The sequence below is a fragment of the Salinivibrio sp. IB282 genome, from assembly GCF_001995685.1.
Taxonomy (GTDB): Bacteria; Pseudomonadota; Gammaproteobacteria; order Enterobacterales; family Vibrionaceae; genus Salinivibrio; species Salinivibrio kushneri.
Genome location: NZ_MUET01000025.1, coordinates 1 through 17713, shown reverse-complemented (window position 1 = coordinate 17713; position 17713 = coordinate 1). Strand labels below are relative to the sequence as shown.

Genomic DNA, 17713 nt, shown 5'->3' with positions numbered 1-17713 from the left:
TTGAGATTTGGCATTCACTGTTTTCTGCCCAAAACCTACCCGCGCGACTGGGTCACGATAAGAAGGAGGATGAGGCGTAGGTGAAACAGTGTCATGCTGATATCCGTCAGTAAATATTCTGTTACCAGAAATAACAGAGCGATGGGGAAAGCGTCAATCTGAAAAAAACAAAACCCGTTTTCTGCGCAATACAAAGGTAAAAAACTGGTTAATTAAACTGGATTTAAAACTAAAAGTTAGATTTTTGTGCTGTGCTCTGGCGCGGCTTTATCCAGTATTCATTATTTTTACTTGTCCCAACGTCCCTGAGATCAAGCGGCGACGTAAATTCATCGAGATGACCCAATAACGTCACCGACCTGTCATACCGGCTGACTAGAGTTTAACCATCAGCTCGCCGCATTGGGAGGCAGGATGAGAAGCTTTACCGCGATTCAACGCTTCGATCACACGGTGTCGACCTTTTGTCTATCGCATCGCTTTAGCGCTGGCACAGCAAAAATAGCCCGTGCCGTTTCCCGTTCCGGTGACGGCCCCCTCTATTTGGTGATTGGCTTCACGGCTTGGTGGCTTCATGAGGCGGTCGGGCTCTGGTTTTTGCTCACCGGACTGACGGCTTTTGCCATCGAGCTGCCGATTTACTGGGTACTTAAACGCAGCTTTCGGCGCGCACGCCCTTCGCAGTTGCCCGCCTTTATCACGCCTTCCGATCTTTACAGTATGCCATCAGGCCATACGGCCGCCGCTTTTCTCATGGCCTCATTGCTGAGCACCTTCTTCCCTTCGTTAACCCTTTTGGTGTTCATTTGGGCCAGCCTAATCGGTATTTCGCGCGTGCTACTGGGCGTGCACTTTGTGAGCGATATCGTGGTGGGCGCTGGATTAGGGCTGATGTGCGCGACGTTGGCACACAGTATCACTTTCGATCTTTACGGAATAACAGGTATTTAATGAAGCTTTTATACGGTGTTCAGGGAACCGGTAATGGGCATATATCGCGTGCCCGTGCGATGGCGCGTGCCTTGGCCGGATACGATGTCGACGTCGATTTTGTTTTTTCCGGGCGGCCTGCCGAGCGCTATTTTGATATGGCGCCATTTGGCGATTATCGCACATTTACTGGGATGAGCTTTGTCAGCCGTGATGGCAAAATTGATATGCTCGCCACCGCGCGACACAATCACTTGGCGCAGCTACGACGCGATATTCGCCAGCTTGATGTATCAGGCTACGATAAGGTCATCTCTGATTTTGAACCCATCAGTGCGTGGGCGGCGCGCCAGCAAGGGGTACCATCGGTGGCGATCAGCCACCAAGCGGCGTTTTCTCACGCGGTGCCCAAACATGGAGAAACGCTGATCAATCGCATGATCATGCGTTATTTTGCTCCAACAGACTATGCCATTGGCTTGCACTGGTATCACTTTAACCAACCGATCTTACCTCCGATTATTGATACCACTCCGGTAGATAAAGCGGTGACACCGCCGGCTGCGGAGAGGGCGGTGCTGGTGTATCTTCCCTTTGAATCTTTATCTGCGGTGAGTGAGTTGTTGTTGCGCTTCAGCCAACCTTTTATCTGCTTTCACCCCGAGGTTAATGCGCCCTATCAGCGTGAAAACCTAACGCTCATGCCCTTAGGCAAAGAAAGCTTTCACACAGCGCTAAATCAGTGCCAGGGCGTGATTTGCCAATGGGGGATTTGAACTCCCTTCCGAGGCGTTAAGCCTAGGGAAAAAGCTCCTTTTAAAGCCATTGTCTGGTCAGTTTGAACAGTTGAGTAATGTCGCCACACTTTCTCAGCTTGGGCTAGCACATAGTATGGATAGCTTGGATGCGAGTGCGGTACGTGAATGGTTGCAGGCACCGGCGGTGGGCGCAATTGGCTACCCAGATGTAGCCCAAGCATTGGCGGAATGGCTGGTGAAAGGCGAGCTAAGTCAGACACGTAGCCTGTTTCACCATCTATGGGCTCAGGTGGATTACCCAGAAACAGTTGAGGAGTCGATTTTGGACTTTAATCGCTCCTCAATACGTATGGATCCACACCCACTTAGGTTGCAACGCTTGATTCGGTAGCGCGCTGTGCGGTACGTGCGTCGATCAGCCGCTTCCACAAGGTTGAATCACGTTTTTACACTTTCGCTAGAGCATTCACTCAATTTTTCTTGAGTTTGGTCGTGCGCTCGGTACACTCGCTGTCATTATTGAGCGTACATGTGTTCGCCAAAAATGCGAACCAAGAGAGAGACAGTGAACACCCAAAACCATATCGTTACTCGCATCCGCGAGCAGATTCGCGCCCAAGGTGAACGCGAAGCCATTCGTTTTCAGCAACAGTCACAGTGGGCAAGCCTCAGCTGGCGTCAAATGGGCGAGCGAATCGATCAGCTGTCACGCTGTTTGTTAAATGCCGGGTGTGAGATTCAACAAACCATCGCTATCTTTGCGCCGAACAGCGAAAAGTGGGCAATGTTAGATTACGCCGCATTGCAAATTCGCGCCGTACCTGTGCCGATTTACGCCACCAGCACCGCTCAGCAAGCGGCACACATTATCAATAATGCGGACGTGCAATGGGTTTTCGTCGGTGACGAACAACGAGAGATCGCGGTGGCTGCTCTCGAACACTGTCCTAATGTCAAAGGGGTGATCGCCCTAAGCCAAGAGACGACGGCTCCAACGCACCCCAAGGTGTGGGATTGGGCCAGTTGGTTATTGCAAGACGATCGTGGCTACCAAGCCGAATTAGAGGCGCGCATTGACGCACGATGCATGGACGATCTGACCACCTTGATTTATACCTCCGGCACCACGGGCGATCCGAAAGGAGTGATGCTGGATTATGCCAATATCGCGGCGCAGTTGGAGGTGCATGATCAAGTCTTGGCATTAAGACCGGATGACGTGTCCTTGGCCTTTTTGCCGCTTTCCCATGTGTTTGAGCGCGCATGGAGCTATTACGTGCTTCACCGCGGGGCGGTCAATTGCTACCTCTCCAGCCCGCTTCAGGTGCGTGAGGCATTGGCCGAGGTCAAACCGACGGTGATGTGTGCAGTGCCGCGTTTTTACGAAAAAATCCATGGTGCTATTCACGACAAACTCAGTCGAGCCACTGGCGTTAAACCGCATTTATTCCGTTGGGCCCTGCGCCAAGGCGAGCGTCATGCCAGTCAGTTACGCGCTGGCCAATCACTGTCGCGGCGTCAGCAATGGCAATTGGCGTTGGCCGACAAGCTGGTGCTCAGTAAGCTGCGTGCGCTACTGGGTGGTAAGATGCGCTTGATGCCATGCGGTGGGGCGCGTCTTGACCCTGACATTGGCGCGTTTTTCCATGCAATCGGTATTAACGTGAAGCTCGGTTATGGCATGACCGAAACCACGGCCACCGTGTCTTGTTGGGATGATACCTGCTTTGACCCCCAGTCGATTGGTTCTCCGATGCCCGGCGCCCAATTGCGCATCGGTGAGGATAATGAAATTCAAGTGCGTGGGCCGATGGTGATGCGTGGCTACTTCAATCAGCCCGATGCGACGGCGGCCACCTTTACCGCGGATGGCTTTTTGAAAACCGGCGATGCGGGGTATCTCGATGCTCACGGCAATGTATTTATCACGGACCGAATCAAAGAGCTGATGAAAACGTCAGGCGGTAAGTATATAGCACCACAGCGGGTAGAAGGCGCTTTGGTGCGTGATCATTTTATCGATCAGATTGCGGTGGTGGCCGAGGCACGTCATTTTGTCTCTGCCTTGATTGTGCCTTGCTTTGATGCCTTAGAGGAGTGGGCGCGAACGGCTAACATCGAATATCAAAATCGCAAAGAGCTGTTGAAACATTCTGATGTGGTGGCTTTGTTTGAAAAGCGTTTACAGAGCTTGCAACATGAATTGGCCAAATTTGAGCAAGTCAAACGCTTTACCTTGTTGCCACAGGGCTTTTGTATGCACAGTGGTGAACTTACGCCAACCATGAAGTTGCGTCGTAAAGTGATCCTTTCACGTTACCAAGATCACATTAATACGATGTATCAGCGTTAGTTTGGTGTACCAAAGCGAGGAAGATTTCTCATGGCTGAGAATCTTCCTTTTTTCCTGATATTTTTATGCCTTTTCCCCCTCTTTTCTCCTCATGTCTGGATAGCAAATCTGGCAAAGTGGCGATTTTATAGTGGATGTTTCCAATTTCATCCCCCTTGGTCAGCGTAAATCAGCAACATTCACTCAACATTTAGATTAAAAATGTAAATACTGATTAGCTAATAGACAGCTTTGCAAATAAAACGTTACATTGATTGCAGCTTCATTCGAAGCAGGCCAAATGACAATCTAACGCTACCTTACCGCCAGTATTTGGTTTTGATGTCCGTGTGATCACACCACCAGTACATCCAAGTGTAAGGAGCTGGATTAGGCTAAAAGTAAGTCCTAACTATGCAAACAGGGAGGCGTAGAGTGGAAATGTTATCTGGTGCCGAGATGATCGTGCGCTCCATGATCGATCAAGGCGTAAAACATATTTTTGGCTATCCAGGCGGGTCGGTGCTGGATATTTACGATGCATTGCATGAAAAAAGTGGTATTGATCATGTGTTAGTGCGTCACGAACAAGCGGCCGTGCATATGGCGGATGGTTACGCACGCGCAACCGGTGAAGTAGGCGTGGTGCTGGTGACTTCAGGCCCAGGGGCAACCAATGCGATTACCGGTATCGCCACCGCCTACATGGACTCAATTCCCATGGTGGTTTTTTCTGGGCAGGTGATGAGTAGCTTGATTGGCAATGATGCCTTTCAAGAGTGCGACATGGTGGGGATTTCTCGTCCTGTGGTGAAACACAGCTTTTTAGTTCAACGCGCCGAAGATATTCCCAACATTGTAAAAAAAGCCTTTTATCTTGCCGCGACGGGACGTCCTGGCCCTGTGGTGGTCGATATTCCCAAAGACATGCTGAACCCGGCACAAAAGCATCCATATCAGTACCCTGACAGTGTGCGCATGCGCTCTTACAACCCGACCACCTCGGGACACAAAGGGCAGATAAAGCGTGGTTTAAAAGTGCTGTTAGCGGCGAAAAAGCCGGTGCTGTATGTCGGTGGCGGCGCCATCATGGCCGACTGTGGTGAACAAATCCGTCAATTATCAGAAAGCCTAAACATTCCCGTCGTCAGCACCTTGATGGGGCTAGGGGCGTTTCCCGGTACCCATGAACACTCGCTGGGCATGCTGGGCATGCATGGCACCTACGAAGCGAACATGGCGATGCACCAAGCCGATCTAATTTTTGGTATTGGTGTCCGTTTTGACGATCGCACTACCAATAATTTAGAAAAATACTGCCCCGATGCCACCATCATGCACATTGATGTGGACCCTTCCACCATCTCTAAAACCGTCGCCGCGGATATTCCCATCGTTGGCTCGGCGGATGCGGTATTAAATAGCATGGTCAAGCTGCTGGTGGAGCAAGGTGGCAGCAATGACAGCGATGCGATCAGCACCTGGTGGCACAATATTCAGATTTGGCGTGAGCGTCAGTGTTTGCAGTATGTCGCCGATCCTGAGCGGATTAAACCACAGCAGGTGATTGAAACCTTGTACCGCCTCACTCATGGCGAGGCCTATGTGACGTCAGACGTCGGCCAACATCAAATGTTTGCCGCGCTTTATTATCCGTTTGATAAACCACGCCGTTGGATTAACTCCGGCGGCTTGGGCACCATGGGCTTTGGGCTTCCCGCTGCCATGGGGGTGAAGTTTGCGCTACCGGACGCGCAGGTGGTGTGTGTCACCGGTGATGGCAGTATTCAAATGAATATTCAGGAGCTGTCGACAGCGTTGCAATACGACATTCCGGTGGTGATCGTCAACCTCAACAATCGTTTCCTCGGGATGGTGAAACAATGGCAGGATATGATTTATCAAGGTCGCCACTCGCACTCTTATATGGACTCGGTGCCGGACTTTGCGGCGATCACTGAGGCCTATGGGCATGTAGGGATGCGCATTAATCATCCGTCTGAGCTGGAAGCTGGCCTAGAAAAGGCACTGGCAATGAAAGATCGCTTAGTCTTTGTCGATATTAATGTCGATGAGACCGAGCACGTGTATCCAATGCAGGTACGCGGTGGGGCGATGAATGAAATGTGGTTGAGCAAAACGGAGAGAACCTAATGCGCAGTATTGTATCGGTTTTAATGGAAAACGAGCCGGGAGCTTTATCGCGGGTAGTGGGCTTATTCTCTCAGCGTGGCTACAACATTGAGTCGCTCACGGTGTCACCGACCGATGACGCGACCTTGTCGCGCTTGAATATCACCACCTCGGTGGTGAGCGACGCGGACCGCGAGCAAATCGAAAAGCACCTGCACAAGCTGATTGATGTGCTGAAAGTGAGCAATGTCACCGAGAGCGAGCACATTGAGCGTGAACTGGCGTTGGTGAAAGTGAAAGCCAGCGGCTTTGCCCGCGCGGAGGTAAAACGTACCGCCGATATTTTCCGCGGGCAGATTGTCGATGTCACGAACTCGCTTTACACCGTGCAGTTGACCGGTGACAGTGACAAACTGGATGCCTTTATTCGCGCGGTGGGTGAAATTACCGAGATCATTGAAGTGGCACGCAGTGGTGTGGTGGGCATTGCTCGCGGCGAAAGAGCGCTGCGCCAGTAACCAAAGCAACTGATCGTGGTAGAAAAATGGCACGCCAAGGCGTGCCATTTTTGTGTCGGTTAAGCGGGATTAATCAAATACACCAAGGCTTCATAGGGTGCCAGTTGCATTTCTGGCATCAATGGCTTGGCTTCTGGGTAATTATGGCTCACCAAGTCTGCGTTCGGAGCAGGGGCGATAGGCAAGGTCGCTGTGACCGGTTCGCCATAAAAGTTACACACTACTACCAGTTGGCTATCACCGTTGTCGCGACGATACGCGAGCAATTGTGGGTGGTCAGGCAGCAAGTCCTGATAATCTCCCTCACGGATCACGGGTAAGGTTTTACGTAGGGAAATCAGCCGCTTGTAGTGATAGAACACCGAGTCTTTATCCGCCAGTGCGGTGTCGACATTGACGTCAACATAGTTAGGCGCAGGTTTTAGCCAGGGTGTGCCTTGAGTAAAACCGGCGTTTGCTGAGCTGTTCCACTGCATGGGCGTGCGTGAATTGTCGCGTGAGCGTGCAGCGAGAATGGCCAACACTTCCCCTTCAGGCATGCCTTGGTCGCACAGCAGACGGTGCATGTTGCGGCTTTCGACGTCTTGATAGTCATCAATACGCTGATAGCCAGGGTTGGTCATACCAATTTCTTCCCCTTGATACACATAAGGCGTGCCTTGCTGCATATGAATCGCGGTGGCGAGCATCTTGGCGGAGGCAACGCGATGATGGCGATCATCACCAAAGCGGCTGACTACACGCGGTTGGTCGTGGTTACACCAAAACAGTGCGCCCCAACCTTGATTATGTAGGCCGTGCTGCCAAGTACGGAAAAGCTGTTTTAGGGCCAAGAAGTCAAACGGTGCCAGTCGCCACTTTTCACCACCGGGATAATCGACTTTTAAGTGGTGGAAGTTAAACACCATGGAGAGCTCTTTGCCATCTGGCGCGGAGTATTGCTGACAATGCTCCAAGGTGGTCGAAGACATCTCGCCTACAGTGACGCAGCCGTAACGCTGGAAAATGTCGCGGCTAATTTCTTGCAAGTAGTCGTGAACGCGGGGACCGTCGGTATAAAAGCGGCGACCATCGCCTTGGTGATCGTCGGGGAACGACTGATCTTTGGAGATCAAATTGATCACATCGAGGCGAAAGCCATCCACGCCTTTTTCGGCCCAAAACGCCATCACCTCTTTGACGGCCTCCCGCACCGCTGGATTTTCCCAGTTAAGATCGGCCTGTTCGGTGGCAAATAAGTGGAGGTAATACTGGCCGGTCGGTTCATGCCATTGCCAGGCGCTGCCGCCAAATTTTGATTGCCAGTTGTTTGGGGCTCCGCCGTTAACCGGATCTTTCCAGATGTAATAGTCGCGATAGGGGCTGTCTTTGCTGGCAAGTGCTGATTGAAACCAAGGGTGCTCGGTTGAGGTGTGGTTAATCACAATATCCATGATGATACGGATATCGCGTTTGTGCGCTTCGGCGAGCAAGGTGTCGAAGTCGTCCATGGTGCCTAGGCTAGGATCAATCGCGTAATAGTCAGCAATGTCGTAGCCGTTATCGACTTGTGGCGATACATAAATGGGGGTTAGCCATAACGCGTCGATGCCCAAGGTCGAAAAGTAGTCCAGCTTTTCGATAATGCCTGGCAGATCACCTGTCCCTGTTTGTGTGGTATCACGGAAGCTCTTTGGATAAATCTGATAAATGGTGGCCGTTTTCCACCAGGGATTTGCGTGCATAATGTCTCTCTTAACGCTAAAAAAAGCGGGGAGCGTTCCCTCCCCGCAGACGGAATGGGAATTAGGCGACCGCCAATTTGCCTTTGCTGGCTTGGCGGCGATACATAAAGGCGGTGAGTGCGATTGGCACTAAGATGGCGATTAACATCGCGACCACGTAAACACCCCAAAATTGTGGCTGAATAGATAAGATGCCTGGTAGACCCCCGACACCAATACCGTTGGCCATCACACCGGAAAGACCACACACAATCGCCGCTAGCGCCGAGCCAACCATGGCGCAGAGCATCGGGAATTTGTAGCGCAGGTTAATCCCGTACATGGCCGGCTCTGTCACGCCAAGGTAGGCGGAAATCGCCGCGGGCACCGAAATTTCGCGCTCGTTTTCTTTCTTGCTGACCCAAATAATACCGACTACCGCCGAGGCTTGTGCAATGTTGGACAGGGCAATCAGCGGCCAAATAGGTGTGCCGCCCATTTCCTGCATCAGCTGCAAGTCCACCGCGTTGGTGGTGTGGTGAACCCCGGTGATCACCAAAGGTGCATAGAGGAAGCCAAACAGGGCTGCCCCGATAAAGGCGAAATCACCGGTCATCGCCGTGCGAGCCAAGAAGGCGACGCCGTTGCCGATTTCACGCCCAAATGGGCCAATCAGGGTATGCGCCAAGATCACGGAAGTCAGCAGCGCAACAAACGGCACCACCACAAGATAGAGGTAATCTGGAATAATCCGTTTTAACTGGGTTTCGATAAATGCCAGCGCCATACCGGCAAACATCGCCGGGATCACCTGTGCTTGATAGCCGACTTTTTCAATTGAGAACCAGCCAAAGTCCCACACTTCAGGCATTTCTTTACCGATAAGGTACGCGTTCATCAATTGGGGGGATACCAGGGTAATACCCAGAACAATACCCAAAATGGGGGTGCCGCCCATTTTTCTCACCGTCGCCCAACACACACCGACAGGGAGGAAGTGGAAGATAGCTTCACCAAGCAGCCACAAAAAGCCGTGAGCAGTGGCCCAAAACTCGCTGATCTCGGTCAGAGTTTTGCCATCGAACATGCGGATATCGCCGATCACATTACGGAAGCCGAGGATCAGACCACCGGTGATAATCGCGGGCAAAAGGGGCACAAAGATTTCCGCGAGGTGTGAGATAGCACGCTCAGTTAGGCTCATATTTTGGCGCGCGGCTTGTTTGGCCTCATCTTTTGACTGGCCTTCCACGCCGGTTTGCGCTTCCAATAGGGCATACACTTGATCGACATTGGTGCCGATCACGACTTGAAATTGGCCGGCACTGGTAAAGCAGCCTTTGACCATGGGGATCGCTTCAATCGCGGCCACGTCCGCTTTTTCTGGATCATTTAGTACGAAACGTAAACGCGTGAGACAGTGGCTAACGGTTGCGATGTTGTCTTTGCCGCCAATATGAGTGACCAATTGGTCGATGGCTTTTTTATCTATCTGGCTCATAAGCAATCCTGTATTGCTGTAGGGTATTTATTGGTAACGTTCCCACTAATTATGGATCCTACTATCGAATTTATCAGTGGAATCGTTCCCATTGTTTGAAAACCATCACAGAGAAATCTGTAACTGCCTGATTATTGGTGTGAGCCACCGCTTAGGGAGTGACTAGGTGGCAAGGTTGTGTCCAGTGGCTAACCACGGGAGAGTCGTCATCCAGCTGCTTGAGCAGCAAGTCAGCCGCATGTTGCCCTGCTTGATGGTAACCTAGCTCCACACTCACGGCGCGCGGGAACATGAAACGAAGCATGTCATGGTTACCGATGCCACCAATGGCGATATCTTCACGATTTAGGGTTTGTAGCCGTTTGGCAACCCCTAGCGCCAGGGTGTCTGACGCACAAACAATCGCATCAGTATGTGAGTTCATGAGGGCATCGGTGGCGTCATAGGCGGCGTGTAAGCGCATTTCACAGCGATGTAATTGTGGTGAGAGTTGGTGGAGTTGGCAAAAACGCTGATAGGCATCGGAGCGGGCAAGGCCGGTGGTTTCATCGCGCTCATCAATCCCCAAGAAGGCAATATGACGACATCCTTGATGATAAAAATGGTCCATCACTTGTGTGACTGCGCCTTGGTTGTCATAGCTGACGCTAATGTATTGATCACTATCAACGGCCAGAACGACACAGTTGGGAGCGAAAGGCGCGAGCGCGTTGAGATCACAACCAGAAAAACCAAAAAAGATAACCCCATCAACATTGCGGCGTTTCAGCACATCCAGATGTGCTTGGGCTTTTTGTTGTGAGAACTGACTTTCCATAATGGCGGCGTCATAGCCTTTGGCATATAAGGTGTTGAGCAGGCCCGTCAACGCGGTGTTTTCAGAATTAGAGCTGAGCTTTGCCACAATCACACCCACGACGCCACTGCGTTGTGCGCGCATCGCACGTGCAGATTTGGAGGGCATAAAGCCGTGTTGGTCAATCACGGCTTGTATTTTCTCGCGCGTACTGTCTTTGACCCGTGGATCATCGTTTAACACACGAGATACGGTCGATTTTCCCACCCCGGCTAAGCGGGCGATATCCAAAATCGTCAATGCTTTTGTCATCTTGTTCTCTGTCGTCACACTAAATCAGCAGCTTAGTCGCCGCCTGTTGGAGTGTGATGATAACAGGCGTGATTGGCGCTTGCGATTTATTGATTAATTTGTAAACTAATGCCTGATTTTTGAACAGACATCCCGCTTTAGACTGAAATGATGATGAGTCACCCTTTACTACAAACAATCAATAAGTGCTTAGTACGTCTTACCACCTTGACGTTGGCAGTGATGGCCGTCAAGTTTAGTGCCATCTATTTGGTACCGTTAGCGGTCTTGATAAAAACCCACTTCAAAGAAATTGTCCACTGGTAAAGGTGCTGAGCCTTTCTCCGACCGCAGTATTAAGCCCCAGCCAGTAGTGTTGATAAGCGTGACTATGAGCCTGCGGTCGCGCAGAGACTAGCCCGCGCAATACTGGCATTAAGCGCTGCCAACTGGATGCGAATTCAAAGCCGATATCGGGATGCGTGAGGTAGCGTAAATGCTGGGCGACAAGCGGCTGTATCGCGTCTGCAAGATACGGATTGATGCCGGCAAAGAGCGTGTAATGAAGCTGCTGATGCCAATGCGCCAAGGCAGCGAGGTCACGATAATCCTTGGCAGGCAGATGCTGTAGGCTGTGCAGTAAGCCCAGTAGGGTCAATGAGGTCGGCTCATCCAACCGAGGCGGCAGCCTATCCATGAAAGCGCCAACCATCGCCTGTATGCCAGCCGCGAGAGGTTGCCAGTCTGGCTGACTTAAGGGCATTAACTGGTATCCAAGGTGGGGTTGGTAGCTGATGCGTCCGGCCATGGCGAGTAAATGCAAGCCATCACGCGCCGTTGCTGTGGTTAAATCAAGCTGCTCGCACAAGGTGGCGACGGTGAGTGAATAATGACCATGCGCATTCGGTGTCACTGTGAGCTGGCGGGTTAATATAGCTCCCCAAATATGTGCCATGGCTTCTTGTGCTTTGGTTGGTTTCATTGCGCTTCCTGCTGTCCCTTTTTTATCATGCCACTAAACGGCGGATAAAAAAACGCCCCGACAATGTCGAGGCGCAGGTGTTGCTTATCGGTGCTTAAATTACAGCACGTGCACAGAGGCCGTGTTAGTCGTACCAGATGGCACGAGCGCACCTGACACCATGACGACGATATCGCCTTTGTTCGCTAAGCCTGACTCTAGCGCGATGGTTTTACCACGACGGTAGAACTCATCGGTGCTATCGATGCTTTCGATCATCACTGGTGTCACCCCTTTAGTCAGACACAGATGAGCGGCTGTTTTCGGGTTCGTGGTGACTGCGACAATGTTGGCGGTTGGGAAGTATTTACGCACTGAGCGCGCTGACTTACCCGCTTCAGTCGCCACCACAATTAACGGGGCACTGAGTTTTTGAGAGGTATCAACCGCGCCTTTACAGACCGCTTCGGTGATACGCAGGCGATCGCTATCAAGGCGAGAGCCGAGGGCTGGAGACATTTGACGGTCTGTGCGCTCACAGATTTGTGCCATGATGCTCACCGCTTCTAATGGGTATTTCCCTTTTGCCGACTCACCTGACAGCATTACTGCATCTGTGCCGTCCATGATGGCATTGGCCACGTCACCGGCTTCTGCGCGGGTTGGGCGTGGGTTTTTGATCATTGAATCCAGCATTTGTGTTGCAGTGATAACCATCTTGCGTGCACGGTTACACTTTTCGATCATCATCTTCTGGGCGAAGATCACTTCTTCAACGGGGATCTCTACCCCTAGGTCACCACGAGCAACCATGATGCCGTCAGACGCTTCCAAGATAGCGTCAAAGTTGTCGACACCTTCTTGGTTCTCAATTTTAGAGATGATCTTGATGTCGCTACCGCCGTTTTGCGCCAATAGCTCGCGGATTTCTTCTACGTCTTCTTTCTTACGAATAAATGAGGCCGCAACAAAGTCAACGCCTTGCTCGCAACCAAACTTCAGGTCCGATTTATCTTTTTCAGCCAGCGCTGGCAGGCTGACAGAAACGCCTGGCAGGTTAACGCCTTTGTTTTCACCCAGCTCACCGTTGTTGAGTACTTTACAAACCACTTCTTTTTCAGTCGTTTCTAGTACTTCCATCTCAAGCAGGCCATCATCAACCAGTACTGTATCACCCGCTTTTAAATCTTGCGGCAGACCGGCATAGGTCACGGCAACGCGCTCTTTATTGCCCACAACAGAGGTATCTGTGGTGAAGGTAAAGGTTTGACCGGCTTTTAGTAGCACATCATCGCCACCTTCCAGTTTTACCGTACGGATCTCAGGACCTTTGGTATCCAGCAAGATAGCGGCTTGTTTGCCAGTTTGCTTCATCACATTACGCAAGTTAGCGATACGCGTACCATGCTCTTGGTAATCGCCGTGTGAGAAGTTAAGGCGCATGACGTTCATGCCAGCTTCAACAAGCTGAGTAAGCATCTCTTCAGATTCGGTTTTTGGGCCAATCGTACATACGATTTTGGTCTTTTTCATCGACACATTTCTCCGGTCAAAAATTGAAACATAAGCCTGATGCTTTCTCACAACACACCAAAAGTGTAATTTTACCACGCACTTTTACGACTTAAGTGGCTGTGAAAGCGAATTTTTTGCATTTTTCAATGACGTTACCGCAGCTAGGGTGGCTGTGGTGACGTCACTGTCTATCGATCGTGAGTATAGATTGTCTGCCGTGATCTGTGTTGATCACGGGCAATAAAGGCTTCATTGACAATAAAGCACTCAATAGTGCACCTGCCTCATCAGTCTTCCCTCCCTTTGGGGCGTGTAAATTTACCACAGCTGATGATTTAAATCATTACAACCTGGTGACAGCGCACCAGCGAATCAAGATATTTTTATCATGATTACGCTATCTGTTGATGTTGCTATCTTTACCATACGACGTATTCCGTTTTGCTGCTTTTATCAGCCATTAGTGGCCATTTGCACGCTTTATGATGTGATCTAGCTTCCAATTTGAACTGGATCATGCTTTTTTATTAAGTCTTTTGCGTTCCCTTAGAATTTATCTACCATCAAGACTCTTTGAATGGACTGCCTAATAATGTTTGCGCGCACTTTTCGACTTTTGACAGGGATGCTGCTTCTAGCCTGCACGTATATGAGTACGTTTGCATGGGCTGACGACGCCTATCTGTCAGAAGAAAAAGACATTTTAGTTATTGCGCACTCATCTGAATGGAAACCCTACAGCTACATACCTGGTAACGGGCAACCCAAAGGGTTATTGATTGACTTTTGGCAGGCCTACGCGAAATACAATCACACGTCGATTCAGTTTATGTTGGCCGACTGGTCGGATTCTCTGGCCTATATGAAAGAAGGCGGTGATCGCATTCATGCGGGGCTACTCAAGTCCGCCGAACGTGAAGCCTATTTAGACTATGTGGCCCCCATTTTTAATACTAATGGCTCACTCTATGTAGAAAATCAGTCGGGGCAAGTCAGTAAGGATCCTTTAGCCGCAGGCAAAGTGGTGGGCGTGGTTGATGGCAGTTACGAATCTTGGTTTTTAGCCGAGCACTATCCTGATGTAGAGCAAAGACGCTTTCGGCGGAATGAAACGCTATTTAGTGCCGCGCTCGATGGCGAAATCAGTGCGCTTGTTGCCGATACCCAAACGGCAAACTTTTACTTTTTGACCCAAGGTAACCCGCTTGCGTTTGTCGCAGAGCAAATCCTTTACACACGCCCGATTTATGCGGCCGTGCCCAAAGGCAATCAAGCGCTACTAAAAGAGGTACGCGAAGGCATAGATAATATCCCTGCGGCAGAGCTGTTACGCATCAAGCAAAAGTGGATCAATACCGAGCGCGTCGAGGCTTACCCAGCTTGGCTTATTCCTAGCATTGTACTGGTGATGCTGTTAGGCGCGGTGACCTATATCTTTATTCTTAAACGTATGGTGTATAAACGCACGGTCGCATTGCGCCGAGCCAATGCCCGTTTGCTAGAGTTCGCCAATACCGATCCTTTGACACAGCTGTTAAATCGCCGTGGACTTGAAACCTATTTTACCCGTTTAAAACCTAAGCTGAGCCGTCAACAGGAAATGGGGTTGATTTTGATTGATCTTGACCATTTCAAGCAGGTCAACGATACCTACGGGCATATGCAAGGCGATAAAGTGCTAGTACACCTGGCAAGTTACCTGAAGCGGTTTGTTAAAAAAGGGGCAGCGGCGCGTTTAGGCGGGGAAGAGTTTTGTATCTTATGTCCTACCCAAGATTTAGATGCTTTAATTGAAATGGCCAATCACATTCGCTGTGATATTGCGGAGACGGTGTTTGAATTTGGCGGCGCGGATATTCGTGTCACCGTGAGTATCGGCGCGATTGTTTCTAGCGATGTGGTGGAGGAGATAAAGCAACTAGAGTTAGATGCGTTGATCCATGCCGCTGATCTTCTCATGTATCGCGCGAAAGACAGTGGACGTAACCAAGTGATGCTCGCCTCTTCACAATCCGTCAATACCCCCATCGCCGAAATATAATACCGTTTGCTGTCGGGTAAAAGCTGTCTTGCTAACCCCCTCGTCTTTTAATTTCCTATTGCTCTCCAGCCTGTCTAACCTGTTGCACTGTATAATAAAACTTATTAAACAACACCTTAGCGACTGTGTGGTCCTACACCCTTTGGGGGCGTTGTGATGGCAAACTCTCTGTTTCGCTTCTGTGCTGTTTTCTTTTCTTGCAGCGATGCCTTCATTAAATATACTGTATATATATACAGGTATTTTGATGATGAAAACACTCGACCAATTAGCCCAACAACACGGCCTATGGCGCGCCAGTCAGCGGCCGTTAATGGCGGAATTACCCGATAAACAAGCGACCGGTTACACTGCCTTTGATCAGCGCCTCGGCGGCCTCCCGTCTCCAGGGGTGACGGATATCATCAGTGATTTTGGCGTTGGTGAGCTGCGGCTAGTATTGCCTGCGCTGTATCGCGCTACCGGTAAAGAGATCGCCTGGATCCGTCCTCCGGTCGGCATTAATGCGGCAATGTTGCATCAGCAAGGTTATCCAACAGAAAACACCTTGCTAGTGTATCCCGACAGCGATCAACATGCGCTGTGGGCAGCCGAGCAAGCGGCGCGCAGTGGTGCGTGTCAGGCGGTAGTGCTATGGCCATCTTCGCTCACGGTGGGGCAAGTGAAGCGTCTAAAACTGGCGGCCGAACATGGCCAATGTGCGGTGGTACTGTTGCGCCGCCAGCAGACGTACTCATTGACCTTGCCGGTTGATTTAAGCGTGGCGCTGGCGCCTTCTGCATGTGGCGTGACGGTCACGGTGCGTTATTGTCGCGGCCGATGGCCGCCGGCCCCGTTTACCCTCGATTGGCGCGAGCAATGGCCCTCGTTGGTGACCTGGCCGAGCAATGCTGAGAATTTGCTTGCCTTTCCCTCACGGCAACAGCGGGAGCAAGCGTGATGTCATTGTGGCTGTATCTGCATTGCCCAAGCTTGCTGTTAGATAGTCTTTATGCGCCGTCATCGGCGCAAGCGGTGGGGCTGGTTAGCGAGCAAGAAGGCCGTTTAGTGCAGCTCTCTGTGGCGGCGAACACGCACGGCCTGAATATCGGTATGGGATTAGGGGCCGCAGCGCTTATGTGTCATCAGCTCGCGGTCTATCCTTATTGCGCGGTGAAAGAGCAGTCTGCGCTTGAGCAGCTTGCCGCACAGCTTTATCCGTTGGTCGCGGAAATCAGCCTTAATCCACCTAAAGGTTTATGGCTACACGTGTCACCGATGTTGGCACTATATCAAGGGTTTCCCCCGCTATGGCAGGCGGTGACTCAAACGCTGGTTGAAAGTGGTATCCGTTATCAGGCTGGGGTGGGCCAAACGCCGCGTGCCGCCGAGCTGATGGCGTATGGCCACGCGGGCAAGATCAGCACCGACCCCGAACATTTGCAGGCAGCGTTGCAGCAATTGCCGTTGGCTGCTACCCCTTTACCGGAGACGGTGAAAACCCAGTTTACGCGTCTGGGCCTCTCTCGGTTAGGTGAGCTTATCGCCTTGCCCACCGCTTCGCTCACGCGACGTTTTCCCCGCTCGGTGGTGGATTATCTTGCCGAAGTGCGTGGCGATAAGCCGACGCCGCTGAATTATTTTCAGCCACCGCTGCAATTTTTTCAGCAACGGGTTTTATTGTTTGAGCTTAGTGAGCAAGCCCATTTATTGCCCATTATCGAGAACCTCGTCTCGGCGCTGTGCCGCTTTCTTGAGCAGCGTAGTGCCTGCACGCCTGCGCTGACATTGGGCTTTAGCTTGCGTGATGGATGTGAAGAAACCCTGCCGGTAATGGCTGCGCATGGCGAGAAAGCTCTCGAGCGCTGGATGGCGTTGGTGCGTTTACGGCTGGCGTCATGGCAAGTGAGCCAGCCGATGACTGCGGTCAGTGTGGCGGCTTCGCAAATCGATTGTCACCAGCCCGGACAAACCGATCTTTTTAGCGCCCAGCAAGGTGAGCAAAATCGCGATGAGTTGGTCGCGACACTGGCGGCTCGATTAGGGGAGGAGGCGGTTATGCGGTTAGCGTATGTGAATCATCACCGTCCTGAGGCGGCCAGCCAACATGTCCCTCATCACCATCGAGCCACACCGACGGCCTCGGCCCCCACGCGTCCACGCCCAAGCTTACTACTGCCGCAACCCACGCCACTGGTTGGCAAGGTCACCTTACGCGAGGGGCCAGAGCGGATTGTCTCGGGCTGGTGGGAAGG

12 protein-coding genes and 1 pseudogene are annotated in these 17713 nt (G+C 51.3%); 8 read left to right on the top strand and 5 right to left on the bottom strand.

The window, feature by feature from the left end; genetic code table 11:
• The first annotated feature begins 414 nt into the window (after nucleotides 1–414).
• From BZG14_RS07335 to ilvN, 5 genes and pseudogenes are all read left to right on the top strand, one after another.
• A complete protein-coding gene (locus BZG14_RS07335) occupies nucleotides 415–951 on the top strand; it encodes a phosphatase PAP2 family protein (RefSeq protein ID WP_077521680.1) in 537 nt (178 codons plus the stop codon).
• A pseudogene (locus BZG14_RS07330) lies at nucleotides 951–2079 on the top strand (MJ1255/VC2487 family glycosyltransferase). The gene BZG14_RS07335 and the pseudogene BZG14_RS07330 overlap by 1 nt, the downstream one beginning before the upstream one ends.
• Nucleotides 2080–2232: 153 nt before the next feature.
• The gene (locus BZG14_RS07325) at nucleotides 2233–4041 is read left to right on the top strand and encodes an AMP-dependent synthetase/ligase (RefSeq protein WP_077608396.1); all 1809 of its coding nucleotides are present in this window, start codon (nucleotides 2233–2235) and stop codon (nucleotides 4039–4041) included.
• 414 nt (nucleotides 4042–4455) lie between these two features.
• Entirely contained in the window at nucleotides 4456–6174 is a 1719-nt protein-coding gene (locus BZG14_RS07320) for an acetolactate synthase 3 large subunit (protein ID WP_077608386.1), read from the top strand.
• Nucleotides 6174–6671 carry an acetolactate synthase small subunit gene (gene ilvN / locus BZG14_RS07315; RefSeq protein WP_077608385.1) on the top strand — a complete coding sequence of 166 codons (498 nt, stop codon included), beginning with the start codon at nucleotides 6174–6176 and terminating at the stop codon, nucleotides 6669–6671. Before BZG14_RS07320 ends, ilvN begins: the two co-directional genes overlap by 1 nt.
• Nucleotides 6672–6730: 59 nt before the next feature.
• Here ilvN and treC read toward each other — a convergent pair whose 3' ends face one another.
• From treC to pykF, 5 genes are all read right to left on the bottom strand, one after another.
• Complete coding sequence (treC, locus tag BZG14_RS07310) at nucleotides 6731–8395, bottom strand: alpha,alpha-phosphotrehalase (RefSeq protein ID WP_077608384.1); 1665 nt, start codon at nucleotides 8393–8395, stop codon at nucleotides 6731–6733.
• 61 nt (nucleotides 8396–8456) lie between these two features.
• Complete coding sequence (gene treB, locus BZG14_RS07305) at nucleotides 8457–9875, bottom strand: PTS trehalose transporter subunit IIBC (protein ID WP_077458159.1); 1419 nt, start codon at nucleotides 9873–9875, stop codon at nucleotides 8457–8459.
• A gap of 151 nt (nucleotides 9876–10026) precedes the next feature.
• Nucleotides 10027–10983: a trehalose operon repressor TreR gene (gene treR / locus BZG14_RS07300; RefSeq protein ID WP_077608383.1), complete on the bottom strand. Its 957-nt coding sequence runs from the start codon at nucleotides 10981–10983 to the stop codon at nucleotides 10027–10029.
• Nucleotides 10984–11266: 283 nt separating this feature from the next.
• Entirely contained in the window at nucleotides 11267–11944 is a 678-nt protein-coding gene (locus BZG14_RS07295) for a hypothetical protein (protein ID WP_077458163.1), read from the bottom strand.
• Between the two features lie 99 nt (nucleotides 11945–12043).
• Entirely contained in the window at nucleotides 12044–13456 is a 1413-nt protein-coding gene (pykF, locus tag BZG14_RS07290; RefSeq protein ID WP_069361707.1) for a pyruvate kinase PykF, read from the bottom strand.
• Between the two features lie 631 nt (nucleotides 13457–14087).
• On the opposite strand from pykF, the gene BZG14_RS07285 reads away from it, so the two are divergent.
• The 3 genes from BZG14_RS07285 to BZG14_RS07275 form a co-directional block, all read left to right on the top strand.
• Nucleotides 14088–15479, top strand: a complete 1392-nt coding sequence (locus BZG14_RS07285) for a transporter substrate-binding domain-containing diguanylate cyclase (RefSeq protein WP_158074879.1) — start codon at nucleotides 14088–14090, stop codon at nucleotides 15477–15479.
• Nucleotides 15480–15726: 247 nt separating this feature from the next.
• Complete coding sequence (gene imuA, locus BZG14_RS07280; protein ID WP_077487075.1) at nucleotides 15727–16419, top strand: translesion DNA synthesis-associated protein ImuA; 693 nt, start codon at nucleotides 15727–15729, stop codon at nucleotides 16417–16419.
• A partial coding sequence (locus tag BZG14_RS07275; RefSeq protein WP_077608382.1) for a Y-family DNA polymerase occupies nucleotides 16419–17713 on the top strand: 1295 nt, incomplete at its 3' end. The genes imuA and BZG14_RS07275, both read left to right, overlap by 1 nt.

What these genes read in the sequence shown, in the direction of transcription:
- treC (WP_077608384.1), bottom strand. Translation starts at nt 8,395, where the DNA reads ATGCACGCAAATCCCTGGTGGAAAACGGCCACCATTTATCAGATTTAT.
- BZG14_RS07325 (WP_077608396.1), top strand. Translation starts at nt 2,233, where the DNA reads ATGCGAACCAAGAGAGAGACAGTGAACACCCAAAACCATATCGTTACT.
- BZG14_RS07285 (WP_158074879.1), top strand. Translation starts at nt 14,088, where the DNA reads ATGAGTACGTTTGCATGGGCTGACGACGCCTATCTGTCAGAAGAAAAA.
- ilvN (WP_077608385.1), top strand. Translation starts at nt 6,174, where the DNA reads ATGCGCAGTATTGTATCGGTTTTAATGGAAAACGAGCCGGGAGCTTTA.
- BZG14_RS07295 (WP_077458163.1), bottom strand. Translation starts at nt 11,944, where the DNA reads ATGAAACCAACCAAAGCACAAGAAGCCATGGCACATATTTGGGGAGCT.
- pykF (WP_069361707.1), bottom strand. Translation starts at nt 13,456, where the DNA reads ATGAAAAAGACCAAAATCGTATGTACGATTGGCCCAAAAACCGAATCT.
- BZG14_RS07335 (WP_077521680.1), top strand. Translation starts at nt 415, where the DNA reads ATGAGAAGCTTTACCGCGATTCAACGCTTCGATCACACGGTGTCGACC.
- imuA (WP_077487075.1), top strand. Translation starts at nt 15,727, where the DNA reads ATGATGAAAACACTCGACCAATTAGCCCAACAACACGGCCTATGGCGC.
- treB (WP_077458159.1), bottom strand. Translation starts at nt 9,875, where the DNA reads ATGAGCCAGATAGATAAAAAAGCCATCGACCAATTGGTCACTCATATT.
- treR (WP_077608383.1), bottom strand. Translation starts at nt 10,983, where the DNA reads ATGACAAAAGCATTGACGATTTTGGATATCGCCCGCTTAGCCGGGGTG.